Genomic DNA, 18,956 nt, shown 5'->3' with positions numbered 1-18,956 from the left:
GGACGCCTGGTCTCCGACGCCGCCGCCCGCGAGCGGGTCGCCGAGGTCTGGGACGTCGTCGGGCTGCCCGACACCCCGGGACGCGACGGTGCCGCGATCATCGAGGCGGCCACGACGGGTGCGGTCAACGCGCTCGTCGTCGGTGGCGTCGACGCAGCCGACCTCGCGGACCCGCGGTCCGAGGAGGCCCTCGCCAAGACGTTCGTGGTGTCGCTGGAGATCCGCCCCTCGTCGGTGACGGCGGTGGCCGACGTGGTCCTGCCCGTCGCACCGCAGGCCGAGAAGGGCGGCACCTACGTCAACTGGGAGGGCCGCACGCGCACCTTCCAGCCGGCGCTCGACAGCAACGCCCAGTCCGACTACCGCGTCCTCGACATGCTCGCCGCCGAGCTGGGCGCCTTCCTCGGTGCCCGCACCCTGGCCGAGGTCCGGTCCGAGATGGCGGCCCTCGGGGCAGGCGCCGACACGCGTCCGCAGGCCCCGTCCACGCCCGTGCAGGCTCCGCCGACCTTCGGGTCGGGTGAGCTCGTCCTCGCGACCTGGCACCACCTGCTCGACCGGGGGTCGCTGCAGGACGGTGAGCCGTTCCTCGCCGGCACGGCGCCCACGGCGCTCGCCCGGGTCTCCCCGGCGACGGCCGAGTCCTTCGGCCTCGCCGACGGCGACACCGTGACCGTGTCGACCGCCCACGGCTCCGTCTCCGCCCCGGTGGCGGTGACCGTCGACATGGTCGACCACGTCGTGTGGCTGCCGACCAACTCCAGTGGCTCGACCGTGCGCGCTTCCCTCGGGGCGGTCGCCGGTGACGTCGTCACCCTCACCAAGGGAGGTGCCCAGTGAGCGCGGTGACGTATGCCGGGCAGGCGCTGAGCGCCATACCGCACCTGCCTGCGGGAGTGGGCGCGAACGTGCCGTTCGCCGACAACCCGACCCTCGACTTCACGGACACGCCCTGGTGGCTGCACCTGGTCAAGGCGCTGCTGGTCTTCGTCTTCCTACTGGTCAACACGCTCGTCGTCATCTGGTTCGAGCGGCGCGTCATCGGCCGCATGCAGCAGCGTCCCGGGCCCAACCGCACCGGACCGTTCGGCCTGCTCCAGACCCTCGCCGACGGCGTCAAGCTGGCGCTCAAGGAGGACCTGACGCCCAAGAACGCCGACAAGGTCGTCTTCGCGCTCGCCCCGGCGATCGCGGGCGCGATGGCGTTCGTGTCGTTCGCGATCATCCCCCTGGGGCCGACCGTGTCGATGTTCGGCCACCGCACGCCGCTGCAGCTCACCGACGTCCCCGTCGCCGTGCTGCTCGTGCTGGCCGTCGCCGGTGTCGGCGTCTACGGCATCGTGCTGGCCGGCTGGTCGTCCGGCTCGACCTACCCCCTGCTGGGTGGCCTGCGCTCGACCGCCCAGGTGATCTCCTACGAGATCGCGATGGGCCTGTCGCTCGTCGCGGTGTTCCTCTATGCCGGCTCGATGTCGACCTCGCAGATCGTCGCTGGCCAGAGGGACCTGTGGTACATCATCCCGGCGTTCTTCAGCTTCTTCGTCTACGTCGTGACCATGGTCGGCGAGACCAACCGCCTGCCGTTCGACCTCGCCGAGGGCGAGGGCGAGCTCACCGGTGGCTTCCACACCGAGTACTCCTCGCTGAAGTTCGCGATGTTCTTCCTCGGTGAGTACGTCAACATGTTCACCGTCTCCGCGCTGGCCACCACGATGTTCCTCGGTGGCTGGCAGGCGCCTCCCGGCATCGCGGCCATCAACGACGGCATGTTCAACCACGGTTGGTGGGGCCTGCTCTGGTTCGTCATCAAGCTCTGGCTGTTCATGTTCTTCTTCGTCTGGCTGCGTGGGTCGCTGCCCCGGGTGCGCTACGACCAGTTCATGCGGTTCGGCTGGAAGTTCCTCATCCCGGTCACCCTCGCGTGGGTCGTCGTGGTCGCCTTCATCCGGGCCAGCCAGCTCGGCTTCATCGAGGGCCCCTCGTTCACCCTCGCGGGTCGGCAGTACCCGCTGGTGAGCTTCATCTTCGTGGCCGTGGTCGCTGGTGCCGTGCTGCTCGCCTACTGGCTGTGGGAGGGCAAGCAGGCCGACAAGCAGGCTGCCAAGGACGCCACGGCGCCCGACGAGATCGACCCCTTCGCCGGCGGCTACCCGGTCCCACCCCTGCCCGGGCAGCGGCTGCGCGAACCGTCCCTCGCCATCACCGAGAAGGAGTCCGCTCGTGACTGACAAGAGCGCTGGCCAGAAGGCCGAGGCGAAGGGCGGGTTCTTCTCCGACCTGTTCGCCCCCGTCGGTGGCTTCGGCGTCACCTTCGCGACGATGTTCCGCAAGCTGGAGACCGAGGAGTACCCCGAGGAGAAGCGGCCGACCCAGCCGCGCTTCCACGGCCGTCACCAGCTCAACCGCCACCCTGACGGGCTCGAGAAGTGCGTCGGCTGCGAGCTGTGCGCGTGGGCCTGTCCGGCCGACGCGATCCTCGTCGAGGGCGCCTCCAACGACGACTCCGACGGTGGCACCGGGCGGTTCTCGCCCGGCGAGCGCTACGGCCGCGTCTACCAGATCAACTACCTGCGCTGCATCTTCTGCGGCCTGTGCATCGAGGCCTGCCCGACCCGCGCGCTCACGATGACCAACTTCTACGAGCTCGCGGACAACAACCGTGCCGACCTCATCTTCACCAAGGAGCAGCTGCTCGCCCCGCTCGCCGAGGGGATGCTCCCTGCGCCGCACCCGATGGTCGAGGGCCTCGAGGAGCGCGACTACTACCAGGGCAAGGTCGCCCGTGCGACGCCCGAGCAGGAGGCTTGGGTGAAGGCCCACGACGCCCAGCCCGAGGACGGGCTCGCCCCCGGTGGCGACCCGGTCGAGGGAGTCGACACCGTGACCACCCGACAGGTCGGCCGCGACACGACCGAGGCGGTGCGCCGATGACCAGCCTGGGAGAACAGATCGCGTTCTGGGTCCTCGCCCCGATCAGCGTCCTCGCGGCGACGGGACTGCTCTTCGCCAAGAAGGCCGTCCACGCTGCGCTCGGCATGGCGCTGGTGATGATCAACCTCGGCATCTTCTACATCGCCCAGGAGGCCGACTTCCTCGGCATCATCCAGATCTTCGTCTACACCGGCGCGGTCATGATGCTGTTCCTCTTCGTGCTCATGCTCGTCGGTGTCGACTCCTCCGACTCCCTCGTCGAGACGCTCAAGGGCCAGAAGTGGGTCGCACTGCTGCTGTCCCTCGGCCTCGCGGGGCTGCTGTTCACCGCGATCGGGCGCGTCCAGTTCCCGCCGATGAAGGGGCTGGCCTCGGTCAACGAGTCCAAGGGCAACGTGAGCGGCGTCGCCGAGCTGATCTTCGGCCAGTACGTCTGGGTCTTCGAGGTCACCTCCGCCCTGCTCATCACCGCCGCCCTCGGCGCGATGGTGCTGGCGCACCGCGAGCGCATCGGCGCCAAGCCCAGCCAGCGGCTGTGGTCCGAGCGTCGCATCCGTGACAACGTCAACGTCGCTGGTCTGCCGGCGCCGGGTGTCTACGCCCGCCACAACGCCGTCGACACCCCGGCCCTGCTGCCGGACGGCACCCCGAGCGAGCTGTCCGTCTCGCGGGTGCTGACCGCGCGCGAGCAGATCACCGTCCCGACCCGCCACGTCGATGCCCAGCACGCCATCGAGCACGAGATCGAGGAGGGCGACGCGCGATGAACCTCGTCAACTACATCTACCTCGCCACGCTGCTGTTCGCGATCGGCGGTGCCACCGTCCTGTTGCGGCGCAACGCCATCGTGGTGTTCATGGGCGTCGAGCTCATGCTCAACTCGGTCAACCTCATGTTCGTGACGTTCGCCCGGATGCACGGCAGCCTCGACGGGCAGGTGATCGCCCTGTTCGTCATGGTGGTCGCCGCCGCCGAGGTCGTCGTCGGCCTGGCGATCATCATCGCGATCTTCCGCGCCCGCCGGTCGGCCTCGGTCGACGACGCCAACCTGCTGAAGCTGTAAAGGGGCCACCCGGTGACTTCCCTCGCAACTCTCGCCACAGCCGACGGTGCCGCAGCAGCGGCCACCGGCTTCACGGCATACACGTGGCTCCTCGTGGCCCTCCCGATGCTGGGCGCCGCCGTGCTCCTGCTCGGGGGCCGCGCGGCCGACAGGTGGGGTCCGCTGCTCGCGGTCGCCCTGTCGTGGGGCTCCTTCGTCGTGGGCTTCATCCTCTGGATGCTCATGCTCGGCCGTGACGGTGAGGAGCGTGCCGCCGCGATCCACCTGTTCGAGTGGGTGCCCGCCGGGTCGTTCCACCTCGAGGCCGGCATGCTGCTCGACCAGCTGTCGATGACCTTCGTGCTGCTGGTGACCTTCGTCGGATCGCTGATCCTCGTCTACTCGCTGGGCTACATGGAGCACGACCCGGACAAGCGCCGGTTCTTCGCCTACCTCAACCTGTTCGTGGCCTCGATGCTGCTGCTCGTGCTGGCCGACTCCTACCTGCTGCTCTACGTCGGCTGGGAGGGCGTGGGCCTGGCGTCCTACCTGCTCATCGGGTTCTGGAACTACAACCCGGCCTACGCGACCGCGGCCAACAAGGCGTTCGTGGTCAACCGGGTCGGTGACTTCGGGCTGTCCGTCGCGATCATGATCATGTTCGCCGCGTTCGGCACGGTGACCTTCGCCGGCGTGCAGGAGGCAGCTGGTGGCGCGGGCGAGGGCGTCCTCACCGCGATCGGCCTCATGCTCCTGCTCGGCGCCTGCGGCAAGTCGGCGCAGTTCCCGCTGCAGAGCTGGCTCGGCGACGCCATGGCCGGCCCGACGCCCGTCTCGGCGCTGATCCACGCGGCGACGATGGTGACCGCCGGCGTCTACCTCGTCGTGCGCAGCAACTTCATCTTCGACCACGCCCCGACGGCCCAGCTCGTCGTCGTCATCGTCGGTGCGGTCACCCTGCTCTTCGGTGCGATCGTCGGCTGCGCCAAGGACGACATCAAGAAGGCGCTGGCCGCCTCGACGATGTCCCAGATCGGCTACATGATGCTGGCCGCCGGTCTCGGCCCGGTCGGCTACGCGTTCGCGATCTTCCACCTGCTCACGCACGGCTTCTTCAAGGCCGGCATGTTCCTCGGAGCCGGGTCGGTCATGCACGGCATGAACGACCAGGTCGACATGCGCCGCTTCGGCAACCTGTCCGGCGCCATGAAGATCACCTGGGTGACGTTCGGCCTCGGCTGGCTGGCGATCCTGGGTGTGCCGCCGTTCTCGGGCTTCTGGTCCAAGGACAAGATCATCGAGGCGGCGTTCATCGGCGAGGGCTGGCGTCCGTGGGTCTTCGGTGGTGCCGCCCTCATCGGCGCCGGCATCACCGCCTTCTACATGTCGCGCCTGTTCTTCATGACCTTCCACGGCAAGAAGCGCTGGTCCGACGACGTCCACCCGCACGAGTCGCCCCTGACCATGACCATCCCGATGATGGTGCTCGCGGTGGGGTCCGGCCTGCTCGGTCTGGTCCTGTCGCTCGGTGGCACCTTCACGCACTGGCTCGAGCCGGTGGTCGGTGGCCACGAGGAGGGCGAGCACCCGGTGATCTCCGTCCCTGTGCTGATGGTCCTCACGCTGCTGCTGGTCGCGGGTGGTGTCGCCCTGGCCTGGATGCGCTACTGGCGTGACGACGTCCCGCAGGTGCAGCCGGCCGGTTCGCTGCTGACCCAGGCCGCCCGCCGCGACCTCTACCAGGACGACGTCAACGAAGGCGTCTTCATGCGGCCGGGCATCCACCTGACCCGCGCGCTGGTCTTCGCCGACAACCGCGGTGTCGACGGGGGCGTCGGCGGCCTCGCCGCGCTCGTCGGTGGCACGTCCAGCCGCCTGCGTCGCCTGCAGAACGGCTTCGCACGCTCCTATGCCTTGACGATGCTCGCCGGTGTCGTCGCCTTCCTCGGTGCTCTGTGGGTGATCCAGTGATGACGAACTTCCCGTGGCTGACCGTTCTCGGGTTGATCCCGCTGATCGGTGCTGCCGTCGTGGCGGCTGTCCCGAGCGGGATGGCCGACCGCGCGAAGCAGGTGGCCCTGGGCACCTCCCTCGTGACGCTCGTGCTCGGCATCGCTGCCGCGCTCGAGTTCAAGACCAAGAGTGGCGAGCAGTTCCAGCTCGCCGAGCGCCACGAGTGGATCCCCCAGTTCGGGGTGTCGTATGCCGTGGGCGTGGACGGGATCGCGCTCGTCATGATCCTCATGGCGCTCGTGCTCACGCCGATCTGCATCCTCGCCTCGTGGCACGACGTCCCCGAGGGCGGCAAGCGCGAGAAGAACTACTTCGCGCTGATGCTGGTCCTCGAGACCTTCATGGTCGGGGTCTTCGCCGCCACGGACGTCTTCCTGTTCTACGTCTTCTTCGAGGCCATGCTGATCCCGGTCTACTTCCTCATCGGCCTCTACGGCGGTCCGCGCCGTCAGTACGCCGCGGTGAAGTTCCTGTTGTTCTCGCTGGCCGGTGGGCTGGTCATGCTGGTCGGCGTCATCGCGCTCTACCACTACGGCCCGGGAGGGTCCGACGGCTTCCTCGTCTCGACGCTGACCGGTCTCGACATCGCCGACGGCCCCGAGCGGCTGATCTTCGTCGCGTTCTTCTTCGCCTTCGCGGTCAAGGCGCCGATGTGGCCCGTCCACACCTGGCTGCCCGACGCCGCCACCGAGGCGCGGCCCGCGACCGCGGTGCTGCTGGTGGGCGTGCTCGACAAGGTCGGCACCTTCGGGATGATCCGGTTCTGCCTCCAGCTCTTCCCGGAGGCCTCGCAGTGGGCCACCCCGGTGGTGCTGGCGCTGGCGATCGTGTCGATCCTCTACGGCGCGCTGCTCGCCATCGGCCAGACCGACATCATGCGGCTGATCGCCTACACGTCGGTGAGCCACTTCGGCTTCATCATCCTGGGCATCTTCGCGATGACCTCCGTGGGTGGCGCGGGCGCGACGCTCTACATGCTCAACCACGGCTTCTCGACGGCGGCGCTGTTCCTCATCGCGGCGATGCTCATCGCACGCCGAGGCAGCAAGCGCATCCCCGACTTCGGCGGCTGGCAGCGGGTCACGCCCGGGCTGGCCGGCGTGTTCCTCGTGGCCGGCCTGTCGGGCCTGGCGCTGCCGGGGCTCAGCTCGTTCGTCTCGGAGTTCCTGGTGCTGGTCGGGACCTTCCAGCGCTACCAGGCCGTCGCGGTGATCGCCACGGCCGGGATCGTCCTGGCCGCGCTCTACATCCTGTTGATGGTCAAGCGGATGATGACCGGTCCGAAGCCCGAGCTCGAGGCGCCGGTCCGCGACATCACGACCCGCGAGAAGCTCGTGGTCGCCCCGCTGATCGCCGCCTTCCTGGTGCTCGGCTTCTATCCCAAGCCTGCCCTCGACCTGCTCAACCCGGCAGTCGCCACGACGTTGAAGCACGTCGGCGTCACCGACCCGGCACCCACCTCCGCTGACGGGAGCACGAAGTAATGCCCGCCGTGACAGTCACCCTCACCGGCCTGGCGCCGGCCGCCTTCGAGGTGGCCGACGTCGACTACGGCGCGATCGCCCCGATGCTCATCGTCGTCGGCGCCGCCCTCGTCGGAGTGCTCGTCGAGGCGTTCGCTCCCCGCGCCGTACGGCACACCATCCAGGTGGCGGTCGCCCTCGCCGGCCTCGTCGCCGCCTTCCTGGTCCTCGTGCTCGTGTCGGTCAAGGACGCCCACCAGGGCGGCACCCTGCGCCAGGCCGTGATCATGGACGGACCGGCGCTGTTCCTTCAGGGCGCGATCCTGCTGATGTCGATGCTCGGCATCCTCACCATGGCCGAGAAGTTCGGCGGTCAGGGCGCCGACGCCTTCACCCCGATGGGCGCGGCCATCCCCGGTTCGCCTCACGAGGCTGCCGCGCTGCGTGCGGGGCTGGCCACCAGCGAGGTCTTCCCGCTGACGATGTTCGCCGTGCTCGGCATGATGCTCTTCCCCGCAGCGGGCGACCTGCTCACCATGTTCGTGGCCCTCGAGGTGCTGTCCCTGCCGTTGTACCTGCTGTGTGGCCTGGCCCGTCGTCGTCGCCTGCTGTCGCAGGAGGCATCGCTCAAGTACTTCCTGCTGGGTGCCTTCAGCTCGGCCTTCTTCCTCTTCGGGGCGGCCCTGCTCTACGGCTACGCCGGCTCGCTCTACCTCGCCGACATCACCAAGGCGGTCAGCGCCTCGTCGGCCGCACTGGACGGGTTGTTGCTGCCGGGCGTGGTGTTCCTGCTCGTGGGCCTGCTGTTCAAGGTCGGCGCGGTGCCGTTCCACTCGTGGACCCCCGACGTCTACCAGGGCGCCCCGACGCCGGTCACCGGCTTCATGGCCGCCTGCACCAAGGTCGCGGCCTTCGGTGCGATCCTGCGCCTGGTCTACGTCGGCCTCGAAGCCAACCGCTGGGACTGGCGTGGGGGCGTCATCGGTGTCGCCGCGCTCACCATGGTGGTCGGCTCGGTGCTCTCGGTGACCCAGACCGACGTCAAGCGGCTGCTGGCCTACTCGTCGATCGCGCACGCGGGCTTCATCCTCGTGGCCGTGCTTGCCTTCGACAAGACCGGCGTCTCGGGCACGATGTTCTACCTCGTCGCCTACGGGTTCATGACGATCGCGGCCTTCGCCGTCGTCTCGATGGTCCGCCAGGGTGGCTCGGAGGCCTCGCACCTCTCGCAGTGGGCCGGCCTGGGCCGCAACCACCCCGTCGTGGCCGGGGTCTTCGCGTTCCTCCTGCTGGCCTTCGCCGGGATCCCGCTGACGTCCGGCTTCACCGCGAAGTTCGCAGCGTTCTCACCGGCGATCAACTTCGGTGGCCGCGCAGGGGTGGTGCTCGTCGTGATCGGCCTGCTGTGCAGCGTGATCACCGCCTTCGTCTACGTCCGACTGATCGTGCTCATGTACTTCACGGAGGCCCCGGCCGGTGAGGCGGTCGTCGCCCAGGTGGCGTCGCCGCTGACCACGATCGCGGTCACCGTGGGCACCCTCGTCACGCTCGTCCTCGGTGTGATGCCGGCGCAGGTCCTCGACCTGGCCGAGCGCTCGTCGGTCTTCCTGTTGAGATGACGCAGGCTGCTCAGATGAGCTCGACCCCCACCGCACACCTCCTGCCCGACACCTCCGCGCAGCTCGCGGCCAGGCTCCAGGAGGGCCTCGCCGAGGTCGACGCCCTGCTCCGGCGCGAGGTCGACCACGACGACGCGTTCATCGCCGAGGCCAACACGCACCTCATCGAGGCCGGCGGCAAGCGGTTCCGCCCGCTGCTGACGCTGCTGGCGGCCGAGCTGGGCAGTGGCGGCAACGCCGACGTGGTGGCCGCCGCGGCCGGCGTCGAGCTGACCCACGTCGCGTCCCTGTGCCACGACGACGTGATGGACGAGGCCGTCGTGCGCCGCGGTGCGCCCAGCGCCAACGCCAAGTACGGCAACTCGACCGCGATCCTCGTCGGCGACATGCTCTTCGGCACCGCGTCGTCGATCATCGCCGACCTCGGCGCCGAGGCGGTCAAGATCCAGGCCGAGACCTTCGTCCGGCTGTGCGCGGGGCAGATCCGCGACGACCGTCCCAGCCCGGATGGCGCGGACCGGATCAACTACTACCTGCAGGTGCTGGCCGACAAGACCGGCGTCCTCATCGCCACGGCCGCGCGCTACGGCGCGATGTTCTCCGGGTGCGACGCCGCCACCATCGAGATCATGCGCGAGTACGGCGAACGGCTCGGGATGGCCTTCCAGCTCGCGGACGACCTCATCGACGTCTCCTCGGACGCGGAGTCGCTGGGCAAGACGCCCGGCACGGACCTGCGCGAGGGCAAGGCGACCCTGCCGGTCCTCTACGCCCTGGCCTCCGACGACCCGGCCGACGCCCGGTTGCAGCAGCTGCTGCGCACCGACCTCGGTGCCGACGAGGACGCCCTGGCCGAGGCGCTGGAGCTGCTGCGCGCCAACCCGGCCATGGACCGGGCTCGCGAGCACACCGGGGCCGTCGCGCGCAGCGCCCAGGACGTCCTCGACCCGCTGCCCGACAGCGAGGCCAAGACCGCGTTGCGGGCACTGGCCACCAGCGTCGTCACCCGACTGGGCTGAGACCCGGCCTGCGGGCCCCCAGACGGGTATGCCGCGGGGCAGGGCCCCGCGGCATACCGCACCTTGCTTGGACGTCAGCGCGAGGGGTGGACCTGGATGACGGCCGGCCTGGGCTGGCCGCCGCCCTGGTACGGGAACTGGCTGAGCGGGTTGGCCGGCGAGGCGCCGGTCTGCTCACCGGGGTGCTGCACCGCCGCGAGCACGGTCTTCTGGTCCCACGTCACCAGGGGACCGCAGCACTCCGCGTAGGCCGGCACCGACAGGAACTGCTGCAGGTGGCCCTGGTGGGGCCCGGACAGCGGGAACAGGTACATCCCGTCGCAGGCGCCGAGGGCGTTGCCGTCCGTGGCGATCCACATGTTGCCGTCGTTGTCGAAGGCGACGTTGTCGGGGCACGAGATCGGGGAGACCTCGGACCGGTCGTAGCCGTTGAAGTAGGTCGTCGGGTCGGTCGGGTCACCGGCGATGAGGACGATCTTCCAGGTGAAGGTCGTCGTCGTGTCGTCGCCGGAGGTGGGGGTGATCTCGATGATGTGCCCGTGCTTGTTGTTGGCGCGCGGGTTGGCCTCGTCGATCTGGCTCGGCTGGCGGCTCGTGTTGTTGGTGCAGACCACGTAGGTGCGACCGTTGACGAGGTTTGGCTCGACGTCCTCGGGGCGGTCCATCTTGGTGGGGCCGACCTTGTCCGCGGCCAGGCGGGTCCAGATGAGCACCTCCTCGAGCGTGAACCCGGCGACCTGGCTCTGGTTGTCGACGACCAGCGGCAGCCACCGGCCCGACCCGTCGCTGATGCCGTCCTCGAAGCCGTCACCGGTGAACTTGGCGACGTAGAGGTCACCCGACGACAGCAGGGTCAGGTTGTGCGCCCGTGCCTTGGCCGAGCTGCCCGGACGGAAGCGGCCGTGCGAGACGAACTTGTAGAGGTAGTCGAAACGCTCGTCGTCGCCGAGGTAGGCGACCACCCTGCCGTCGGGCGCCACCGTGACGTTGGCGCCCTCGTGCTTGAGCCGGCCCAGCGCGGTGTGCTTGACCGGGGTCGAGGACGGGTCCGACGGGTCGAGCTCGACGATCCAGCCGAACCGGTTGGGCTCGTTCGGCTGCTGCGTGGCGTCGAAGCGGGAGTCCACGCGCTCCCAGCCGCGACCCTTGGAACCGGTGAGCCCGTACCGCTTGTACGCGTCGACCTGGTCAGCCGGAGCGGTCGCTGCCGAGAAGTAGCCGTTGAAGTTCTCTTCACCGGAAAGGACTGTGCCCCAAGGGGTTTGGCCACCGGAGCAGTTGCCGAAGGTGCCGAGGACGCGCGTACCCGTCGGGTCGGCGGTCGTCCGCAGCAGCCGGTGACCAGCCGCAGGGCCGTCGAACGCGAACGGCGTCGTGGCCGTGACGCGGCGGTTGGCGGCGTCACCCCGGACGTACTCCCACGGCCGCGAGGCGGAGGCCCGGCGCAGCGCGACGACGGACATGCCGTGGGCGGCCATGGTGATCCGGATCTGCTCGGGCGTCAGGGAGGCCGATCCCGCGTAGCCGCGGAACATCAGCTCGTCGTTGGTGTACTCGTTGTTGCAGACCAGGGTCGCCTGGTTGGTGTCGTGGCCGCGCAGGAGCGTCGTGTAGTCGTTGTTGTAGCCGAACTGACCCTCCTGGGCCGCCGGGCTCTGGTGGTCGAAGTCGAAGTCGGGCGCGCCCGCGAGGATCGGGTCGCCCCAGGCGATCACCGTCGACCACTCGAAGCCGTCGGGCACGACGACGCGGTCCGTGCCGGCGGGTTGAGGCGCGATGGGCGTGAACCCGAACGGCGAACGGTTGCCGCTGGCGGCCGGCGTGGCGGCGGCTGCGGCAGGGGCCGCAGCCGCGGACTGCGTGCCGGCGAACGTGCCGAGGCCGACGACCGCCGCGATGACGCTGCCACCCTTGAGCACCGACCGGCGTGAGGCGCCAGCCGTGACGAGGTCGCCGAAGTACTCGTGGCCGGTCTGGTTCGGCACGGGCTTGCTGCACGCGTCGTCGCACTTGAAGTGACAGGTCATGGCGCTCCGGCCGCCCTGGTGGACGGTGAGCAGGGGGAGCTGGGCGCGCTCGGGCGCGGGTGCTGACATGGGGGTTCCTCCGGTGTGTGGACAAGACGGATGGCTGCGGTGGGTCCATCGCCAACCTAGGAACGCCAGGCGGAATCCCCCTCGCACGCCGGTGAACTTCGCGTGACTTGCGGTGAACAGGCGGTGCTGCGTCGATAGGGTCGCCACTGTGACTCACCCCTGGGACGCCGCAACCCGTGGCCTGCCGGCCCCGCTCGCTGCCGTGGACCTCGCCGCGTTCGACGCCAACGCCGCTGATCTCGTCCGCCGGGCCGGGGGCGTCCCCATCCGGGTGGCGTCCAAGTCGGTCCGCTGTCGCCCCCTGGTCGAGCGCGTCCTGTCCCAGCCCGGTTTCGCCGGGGTCATGTCGTATGCCGTCCGCGAGGCCTTGTGGCTGGTGTCCAGGGGAGTGCGTGACGTGTTCGTCGCCTACCCCTGTGTCGACCGCGCTGTCCTCGACGAGGTGACGGCCTCGGCCGAGGCGGCCCAGCAGGTGACGCTCACCATCGACTCGGTCGAGCACGTGCAGCTGCTCGCGTCGCTGGACCGCCCGCACGGCCTGCGGGTCGCCGTCGACGTCGACGCGTCGCTGCGGGTCGGCCCGGTCCACCTGGGGGTGAGGCGCTCGCCGCTGCGGACGCCCGCCGAGGTGCGAGCCGTCGCGCAGGCCGCGCTCGATGCCGGGCTGTCGGTGGTCGGCCTGATGTTCTACGACGCGCAGATCGCCGGGCTGCCGGACTCCTCGCCCGCAGTGCGGATGATGAAGCGGCGTTCGGCGGCATCACTGCTCGAGCGCCGGGGCGCGGTGGTGTCCGCGGTCCGCGCGATCACCCAGCTCGAGTTCGTCAACGCGGGTGGCACCGGCTCGCTGCACGTGACCGGCCGCGATCCCGCGATCACCGAGCTGGCGGCCGGGTCCGGGCTGTTCGGCCCCGCGCTCTTCGACGGCTACGACGACTTCAGCCCGCGACCGGCTGCGGCCTTCGCGCTCGACGTCGTGCGGCGTCCGGGGCCGGGTTTCGTGACCGCCTTCGGCGGTGGGTACGTGGCATCCGGACCCCCCGGGTGGTCGCGCCTGCCTCGCCCCTTCGGCCGTTCCGACGTCGCCCTCGTGAAGGCCGAGGGTACGGGAGAGGTCCAGACTCCGTTGGAGGGCAACGGAACCCACGACCTGTCGCTCGGTGACCGGGTGTGGTTCCGGCACGCCAAGGCGGGTGAGCTGTGCGAGAGGTTCGACGCCCTGCACCTGCTGACGGGTGACCAGCTCGTCGAGACCGTGCCCACGTACCGCGGCGAGGGGAAGAACTTCGGATGAGCCCGGCCGGACCGACCGCCACCGCCCCGGTGTGGACCAACTGGGCGGGCAACCAGACCAGCCACCCGGCTGAGGTCGCCTCGCCGGCGACCGTCGAGGGTGTGGCCGAGGTGGTCGCCGCTGCCGCGACCCGGGGCCAAGTGGTCAAGGCCGTGGGGGCGGGCCACTCGTTCACCTCCGTGGCGGCCACGAGCGGCGTGCAGGTGCGACTCGACCGGCTGTCCGGGGTCACCCACGTCGACCTCGAGCGGCGTCGGGTGAGGGTCCTCGCAGGCACCCCGCTGCACGTCCTCAACCCCACCCTCCAGGCCCTCGGCCTGGCCCTGCCCAACCTCGGGGACATCGACCGGCAGACCATCGCAGGGGCGATCTCCACCGGCACCCACGGCACCGGCATACGGCACCAGGGCATCGCCGCCGCGGTCGCCGGACTGACCATGGTCCTCGCGGACGGCACCGTGCTCAGCTGCTCCGCCGACCACGAGCCCGAGGTGTTCGCGGCCGCGAGGGTGGGTCTGGGGGCGCTCGGCATCCTCACCGAGGTCGAGCTGCAGTGCGTGCCCGCGTTCCGCCTGCACGCGCAGGAGTTCGGGGCCGACCTGCACGAGGTGCTCGACCACGTCCAGACCGAGGTGCAGTCCCACGACCACGTCGACATGCACTGGTTCCCCCTGACCGACCGGGTGCTGGTCAAGCACAACGACAAGGTCGCCGAGGACGCCCCGGGGGCGCCGCTCCCGCGCTGGCGGGCCTGGCTCGACGACGACTTCCTGTCGAACCGGGTCTACGAGGCCACCAGCCGCACCGCGACCCGCTGGCCCGCGATCGTACCGTCGCTCAACGCCGTCAGTGCCCGCCTGCTGGGCGCCCGGGAGTACACCGACGACTCGTGGCGGGTCTTCGTCGCGGAGCGGAACGTGCGGTTCCGCGAGACCGAGTACGCGATCCCGAGGTCGTCGTTCGTCGACGTCGTCCTGGAGCTGCGGGCGTGGCTGGCCGCGCACCGCGCACCGCTGACGGTCCCGGTCGAGCTCCGCTTCGTGGGGGCGGACGACATCTGGCTCTCCACGGCCTACGAGCGCGAGAACGCGTACGTCGCGGTGCACCAGTACCACCGGATGGACGACCACGGGGCCTTCGCCGCCTTCGAGGCGATCGTCGCCGAGCACCAGGGCCGGCCGCACTGGGGCAAGCTGCACACCCTGGGGGCCGACCGGCTGCGCCAGCTCTACCCGCGGTTCGACGACTTCCTCGCGGTGCGCGACCGGCTGGACCCCGAGCGCAGGTTCGCCAACGACTACCTCACCACTGTCCTGGGTCGATGAGGTCGAGGGGGCTGCTGGCTAGAGGTTGCCCTCGGTGAGGTCGGTCCGCGAGCGCCCCGGGTAGTGGCGGATCGAGTCGAAGCTCAACACTGCCAACGCGACCCACACGATGCCGAACCCGACCCAGCGGGTGGTGCTCAGGTGCTCGCCCAGCAGCAGGACACCACACAGCAGCTGAAGCACCGGGGTGATGAACTGCAGCAGGCCGATCGTGACCAGCGGCACCCGGCGGGCGGCGGCCGCGAAGAGCAGCAGCGGGCCGGCGGTGGCGGCGCCCGACAGGACGAGCAGTGCCGTGTGCCAGGCGCCGTCGGTGCTGAACGTCGTGTCGCTGCGGGCGGTCAGCACGGCAAGCAGGACCACCGCGATGGGGGCGAGGACCGTGGTCTCGGCAGCGAGCGAGTGCATCGCGTCGAGGCTCGCGCCGACCTTCTTCTTGACCAGGCCGTACAGCCCGAACGAGCAGGCGAGGGACAGCGCGATCACCGGCACGGAGCCGGAGGCGACGCTGAGGTAGACGCCGGCCAGCGCCCCGATCCCGACCGCCACCCACTGCAGGGGTCGCAGCCGCTCCCGCAGGACGACCACGCCGAGGGCCACGGTCACGATGGGGTTGAGGAAGTACCCCAGGGCCGCCTCCGTCGTCCTGCCCCCGATCACGGCGGCGACGTAGATGACCCAGTTCACGGCGATGAGCAGTGCTGCCGCGGTCACGGCGAGCCCGAGGCGCGGGCGCCGGAAGAGCTGTGCCGCCCAGCCCAGGTCGCGACGGACCAGCAGGACGAGGACGCAGAGCAGCAGCGTCCACAGGATGCGGTGGGTGAGGATCTCCCACGCGCCGGCAGGCTTCAGCGCGGCGAAGTAGAGGGGGAACATGCCCCAGATGGCATACGCCAGCAAGCCGTATGCAGCGCCGCGGCGTTGGTCGTCGGGCCCCACCTAGGCGTGGGGCCGGCAGGTGTGGGTCACGCGACCGTCCAGGTGTCGCGGCCGTGGATGAGCGCCTCGAGGTCGGCGTCCGTGGGACGCCCGCCCGCAGTGTCGATCGCGGCGTCCACCTGGGCGCGCACGAGGTCGTCGTACGTCGGGCGGTCGACGCTGCGGAAGATGCCCATCGGGACATGCGTCATCTGGGGGGAGTCGAGCCGCGACAGCGCGAACGCCTGGGTGGGGTCGGGCGCCGCGACGTCGTGCACGACCACGTCACGCCCCGCGGACTCGGCCTCGGCGACGAACTCGAAGGTCCCGGCCCCGGCGCGCACCAGCACCTGGCGGTCACCCTCGGGGCCGACCTGCACGGGCTCGCCGTGGGCGAGGTGGACGATCCGGGCCTCCTGCTCGCTGCGGTCCTTGATGAGGTCGAAGGCGCCGTCGTTGAAGATCGGGCAGTTCTGGTAGATCTCCACGAGCGCGGTCCCCCGGTGCTCGGCGGCCGCCCGCAGGACCTCGGTGAGGTGCTTGCGGTCGGAGTCCATGGTGCGGGCGACGAACGTCGCCTCGGCGCCGAGGGCCAGCGAGACGGGGTTGAACGGGTGGTCCACCGAGCCCATCGGCGTCGACTTGGTGACCTTGCCGATCTCGGACGTGGGGGAGTACTGGCCCTTGGTCAGGCCGTAGATCTGGTTGTTGAACAACAGGATCGTGAGGTTGACGTTCCGGCGCAGGGCATGGATGAGGTGGTTACCACCGATCGACAGCGCGTCACCGTCGCCGGTCACGACCCACACGGACAGGTCCTCGCGGCTGGTGGCCAGCCCCGTCGCGATGGCGGGCGCGCGGCCGTGGATCGAGTGCATGCCGTACGTGTCGAGGTAGTACGGGAAGCGCGACGAGCAGCCGATGCCGGAGACGAACACGATGTTCTCGCGCTTGAGGCCCAGGTCGGGCAGGAAGCCCTGCACGGCCGCGAGGATCGCGTAGTCGCCGCAGCCCGGGCACCAGCGCACCTCCTGGTCGGAGGTGAACTCCCTCTTCGTCTGCTTGGGGGCGTCGTCGGCGAGGCGCGGGACGCCGGCGGTGCCGCCCGGCGCTCCGGTGCCCGGCATCCCGAGGTCGGTGCTCATGCGTGTCCTCCCTTGAGGGCGACCGTCTCGGGGGTCGCGACGGGCGTCGGGTGGTCGTCGCCCGAGGAGAGCGACACGATGGCGTCGGCGAGCTCGACCGTCGTGAACGGCAGGCCGCGCACCTGGGTGAAGGAGTGCACGTCGACGAGGTAGCGGGCCCGCAGCAGCAGGGCGAGCTGGCCCATGTTCATCTCGGGCACGAGCACGCGGTCGTAGCGGCGCAGGACCTCGCCGATGTTGGCGGGGAAGGGGTTGAGGTGGCGCAGGTGCGCTCGCGCCACCCGGGCGCCCGTGTTGCGCACCGACCGGACCGCGGCGGCGATCGGGCCGTACGTCGAGCCCCAGCCGAGCACGAGGACCTGCGCCTCGCCGCTGGGGTCGTCGACCTCGAGGTCGCCGATCGTGTCGGCGATCCCGGCGACCTTGGCCGCCCGCAGGCGCGTCATCAGGTCGTGGTTGTCGGGGTCGTAGGAGATGTTGCCGGTGACGTTGGCCTTCTCGATGCCGCCGATGCGGTGCTCGAGGCCCGCCGTGCCGGGCACGGCCCAGGGCCGGGCCAGCGTCGTCTCGTCGCGCTTGTACGGGTGGAAGACCGGCTCGCCCTTGGCGTCGGTGTCGTTGGGCTGGTCCGCGAACCGCACCGTCAGGTCGGGCAGGTCGGAGACGGCCGGGAGCCGCCAGGGCTCCGACCCGTTGGCGAGGTAGCCGTCGGAGAGCAGGAAGACCGGCGTGCGGTAGGTCGTCGCGATGCGGACGGCCTCGAGCGCGGCGTCGAAGTTGTCGGCGGGGGACTGCGGCGCGACGATCGGCACCGGCGACTCGCCGTTGCGGCCGAACATCGCCTGCAGCAGGTCGGACTGCTCGGTCTTGGTGGGCAGACCCGTGGAGGGTCCGCCGCGCTGCACGTCGACGATGACGAGCGGCAGCTCGAGCGAGACGGCCAGGCCGATGGTCTCGGACTTGAGGGCGACGCCGGGGCCGGACGTGGTCGTCACGCCGATGGCCCCGCCGAAGCTCGCGCCGAGCGCGGCGCCGATGCCGGCGATCTCGTCCTCGGCCTGCAGGGTGGTGACGCCGTAGCGCTTGAGCCCCGAGAGCGTGTGCAGGATGTCGGATGCGGGCGTGATGGGGTACGAGCCCAGCACGAGCGGGATGCCGGCACGGTGGGCCGCGGTCACCAGGCCGTACGCGAGCGCGACGTTGCCGGTGATGTTGCGGTAGGTGCCCGGGGCCATCTTGGCGGGGGCGATCTCGTAGGAGACGGCGAAGTCCTCGGTCGTCTCGCCGTAGTTGAGCCCGGCCTTGAGGGCTGCCAGGTTGGCGGCGAGGATGTCCGGCTTGCTGCCGAACTTCTTCGCGAGGAACGCCTCGGTGCCGCTGGTCGGCCGGTGGTACATCCACGACAGCAGGCCGAGCGCGAACATGTTCTTGGCGCGCTCCTTGTCCTTGCGGGACAGGGTGTCGAACGCGGCGAGCGCCTCGACCGTGATGCTCGTGAGCGCCACGGGGTGCACGTGCCAGGACTCCAGCGTGCCGTCGTCGAGGGGGTTGGAGTCGTAGCCGACCTTGGCGAGGTTGCGCTTGGTGAACTCGTCGGTGTTGGCGATGAGCGTGGCGCCGCGCGGCAGGTCGCGCAGGTTGGCCTTGAGCGCGGCCGGGTTCATCGCCACCAGGACGTCGGGGGCGTCGCCGGGGGTGAGCACGTCGTGGTCGGCGAAGTGCAGCTGGAAGCTCGAGACGCCCGGCAGGGTGCCCTGGGGTGCCCGGATCTCGGCGGGGAAGTTGGGCAGCGTGGACAGGTCGTTGCCCAGCGCGGCGGTCTCTGAGGTGAAGCGGTCCCCGGTGAGCTGCATGCCGTCGCCGGAGTCCCCGGCGAAGCGGATGACGACACGGTCGAGCTTCTCGACGATCTTGCTCATGCGGTCCTGACGGTGGTGGACGAACAGTTCACGCGGACTGTCGCCCCGGGGCGTCCGGTGGCGCTGGCCCACGGACGGCTGAGCACAGCCCTGCTCATCCATCGTACGTCGCCGGGGGTGAGGTAAACCTGACCACCCTGCTTTTGAGACACGTAACACGACGTTATGGGGC

At 70.2% G+C, this 18,956-nt stretch carries 15 protein-coding genes; 11 read left to right on the top strand and 4 right to left on the bottom strand.

The window, feature by feature from the left end; all coding sequences use genetic code 11:
• The 9 genes from AC1DV7_RS13795 to AC1DV7_RS13755 all read left to right on the top strand — a co-directional run.
• The coding region (locus AC1DV7_RS13795; RefSeq protein ID WP_477597707.1) for a molybdopterin dinucleotide binding domain-containing protein at positions 1-840 on the top strand (840 nt) is incomplete at its 5' end.
• Between the two features lie 35 nt (positions 841-875).
• Positions 876-2,228, top strand: a complete 1,353-nt coding sequence (nuoH, locus tag AC1DV7_RS13790) for an NADH-quinone oxidoreductase subunit NuoH (protein ID WP_477597708.1) — start codon at positions 876-878, stop codon at positions 2,226-2,228.
• Positions 2,221-2,931 (top strand): NADH-quinone oxidoreductase subunit NuoI, encoded by a 711-nt coding sequence (gene nuoI / locus AC1DV7_RS13785; RefSeq protein ID WP_477597706.1) that lies wholly within the window; start codon positions 2,221-2,223, stop codon positions 2,929-2,931. The genes nuoH and nuoI overlap by 8 nt, the downstream gene beginning before the upstream one ends.
• The gene (locus AC1DV7_RS13780) at positions 2,928-3,698 is read left to right on the top strand and encodes an NADH-quinone oxidoreductase subunit J (protein WP_477597705.1); all 771 of its coding nucleotides are present in this window, start codon (positions 2,928-2,930) and stop codon (positions 3,696-3,698) included. The genes nuoI and AC1DV7_RS13780 overlap by 4 nt, the downstream gene beginning before the upstream one ends.
• Positions 3,695-3,994, top strand: a complete 300-nt coding sequence (gene nuoK, locus AC1DV7_RS13775) for an NADH-quinone oxidoreductase subunit NuoK (protein ID WP_477597704.1) — start codon at positions 3,695-3,697, stop codon at positions 3,992-3,994. Before AC1DV7_RS13780 ends, nuoK begins: the two co-directional genes overlap by 4 nt.
• Positions 3,995-4,006: 12 nt before the next feature.
• Positions 4,007-5,944 (top strand): NADH-quinone oxidoreductase subunit L, encoded by a 1,938-nt coding sequence (nuoL, locus tag AC1DV7_RS13770; protein WP_477597703.1) that lies wholly within the window; start codon positions 4,007-4,009, stop codon positions 5,942-5,944.
• Positions 5,944-7,470, top strand: a complete 1,527-nt coding sequence (locus tag AC1DV7_RS13765; protein ID WP_477597702.1) for an NADH-quinone oxidoreductase subunit M — start codon at positions 5,944-5,946, stop codon at positions 7,468-7,470. The genes nuoL and AC1DV7_RS13765 overlap by 1 nt, the downstream gene beginning before the upstream one ends.
• Positions 7,470-9,068 carry an NADH-quinone oxidoreductase subunit NuoN gene (nuoN, locus tag AC1DV7_RS13760; RefSeq protein ID WP_477597701.1) on the top strand — a complete coding sequence of 533 codons (1,599 nt, stop codon included), beginning with the start codon at positions 7,470-7,472 and terminating at the stop codon, positions 9,066-9,068. Before AC1DV7_RS13765 ends, nuoN begins: the two co-directional genes overlap by 1 nt.
• A 14-nt stretch (positions 9,069-9,082) precedes the next feature.
• Complete coding sequence (locus tag AC1DV7_RS13755) at positions 9,083-10,087, top strand: polyprenyl synthetase family protein (RefSeq protein WP_477597700.1); 1,005 nt, start codon at positions 9,083-9,085, stop codon at positions 10,085-10,087.
• A gap of 74 nt (positions 10,088-10,161) precedes the next feature.
• Here AC1DV7_RS13755 and AC1DV7_RS13750 read toward each other — a convergent pair whose 3' ends face one another.
• A complete protein-coding gene (locus tag AC1DV7_RS13750; RefSeq protein WP_477597699.1) occupies positions 10,162-12,183 on the bottom strand; it encodes a PhoX family protein in 2,022 nt (673 codons plus the stop codon).
• A 148-nt stretch (positions 12,184-12,331) separates the two neighbouring features.
• On the opposite strand from AC1DV7_RS13750, the gene AC1DV7_RS13745 reads away from it, so the two are divergent.
• A complete protein-coding gene (locus AC1DV7_RS13745) occupies positions 12,332-13,477 on the top strand; it encodes an amino acid deaminase/aldolase (protein WP_477597698.1) in 1,146 nt (381 codons plus the stop codon).
• Positions 13,474-14,802, top strand: a complete 1,329-nt coding sequence (locus AC1DV7_RS13740; protein WP_477597697.1) for a D-arabinono-1,4-lactone oxidase — start codon at positions 13,474-13,476, stop codon at positions 14,800-14,802. Before AC1DV7_RS13745 ends, AC1DV7_RS13740 begins: the two co-directional genes overlap by 4 nt.
• Positions 14,803-14,820: 18 nt before the next feature.
• On the opposite strand, the gene rarD is transcribed toward AC1DV7_RS13740, so the two are convergent.
• From rarD to AC1DV7_RS13725, 3 genes are all read right to left on the bottom strand, one after another.
• The gene (gene rarD, locus AC1DV7_RS13735) at positions 14,821-15,678 is read right to left on the bottom strand and encodes an EamA family transporter RarD (RefSeq protein WP_477597696.1); all 858 of its coding nucleotides are present in this window, start codon (positions 15,676-15,678) and stop codon (positions 14,821-14,823) included.
• Positions 15,679-15,767: 89 nt separating this feature from the next.
• Positions 15,768-16,865, bottom strand: coding sequence for a 2-oxoacid:ferredoxin oxidoreductase subunit beta (locus tag AC1DV7_RS13730; RefSeq protein ID WP_477597695.1), 1,098 nt, complete (start codon positions 16,863-16,865; stop codon positions 15,768-15,770).
• Complete coding sequence (locus AC1DV7_RS13725) at positions 16,862-18,784, bottom strand: 2-oxoacid:acceptor oxidoreductase subunit alpha (RefSeq protein WP_477597694.1); 1,923 nt, start codon at positions 18,782-18,784, stop codon at positions 16,862-16,864. Before AC1DV7_RS13725 ends, AC1DV7_RS13730 begins: the two co-directional genes overlap by 4 nt.
• Positions 18,785-18,956 lie beyond the last annotated feature (172 nt).

It is taken from the genome of Pedococcus sp. P2_E4, from assembly GCF_056403935.1.
This window is presented reverse-complemented; position numbering and strand designations above follow the sequence as displayed.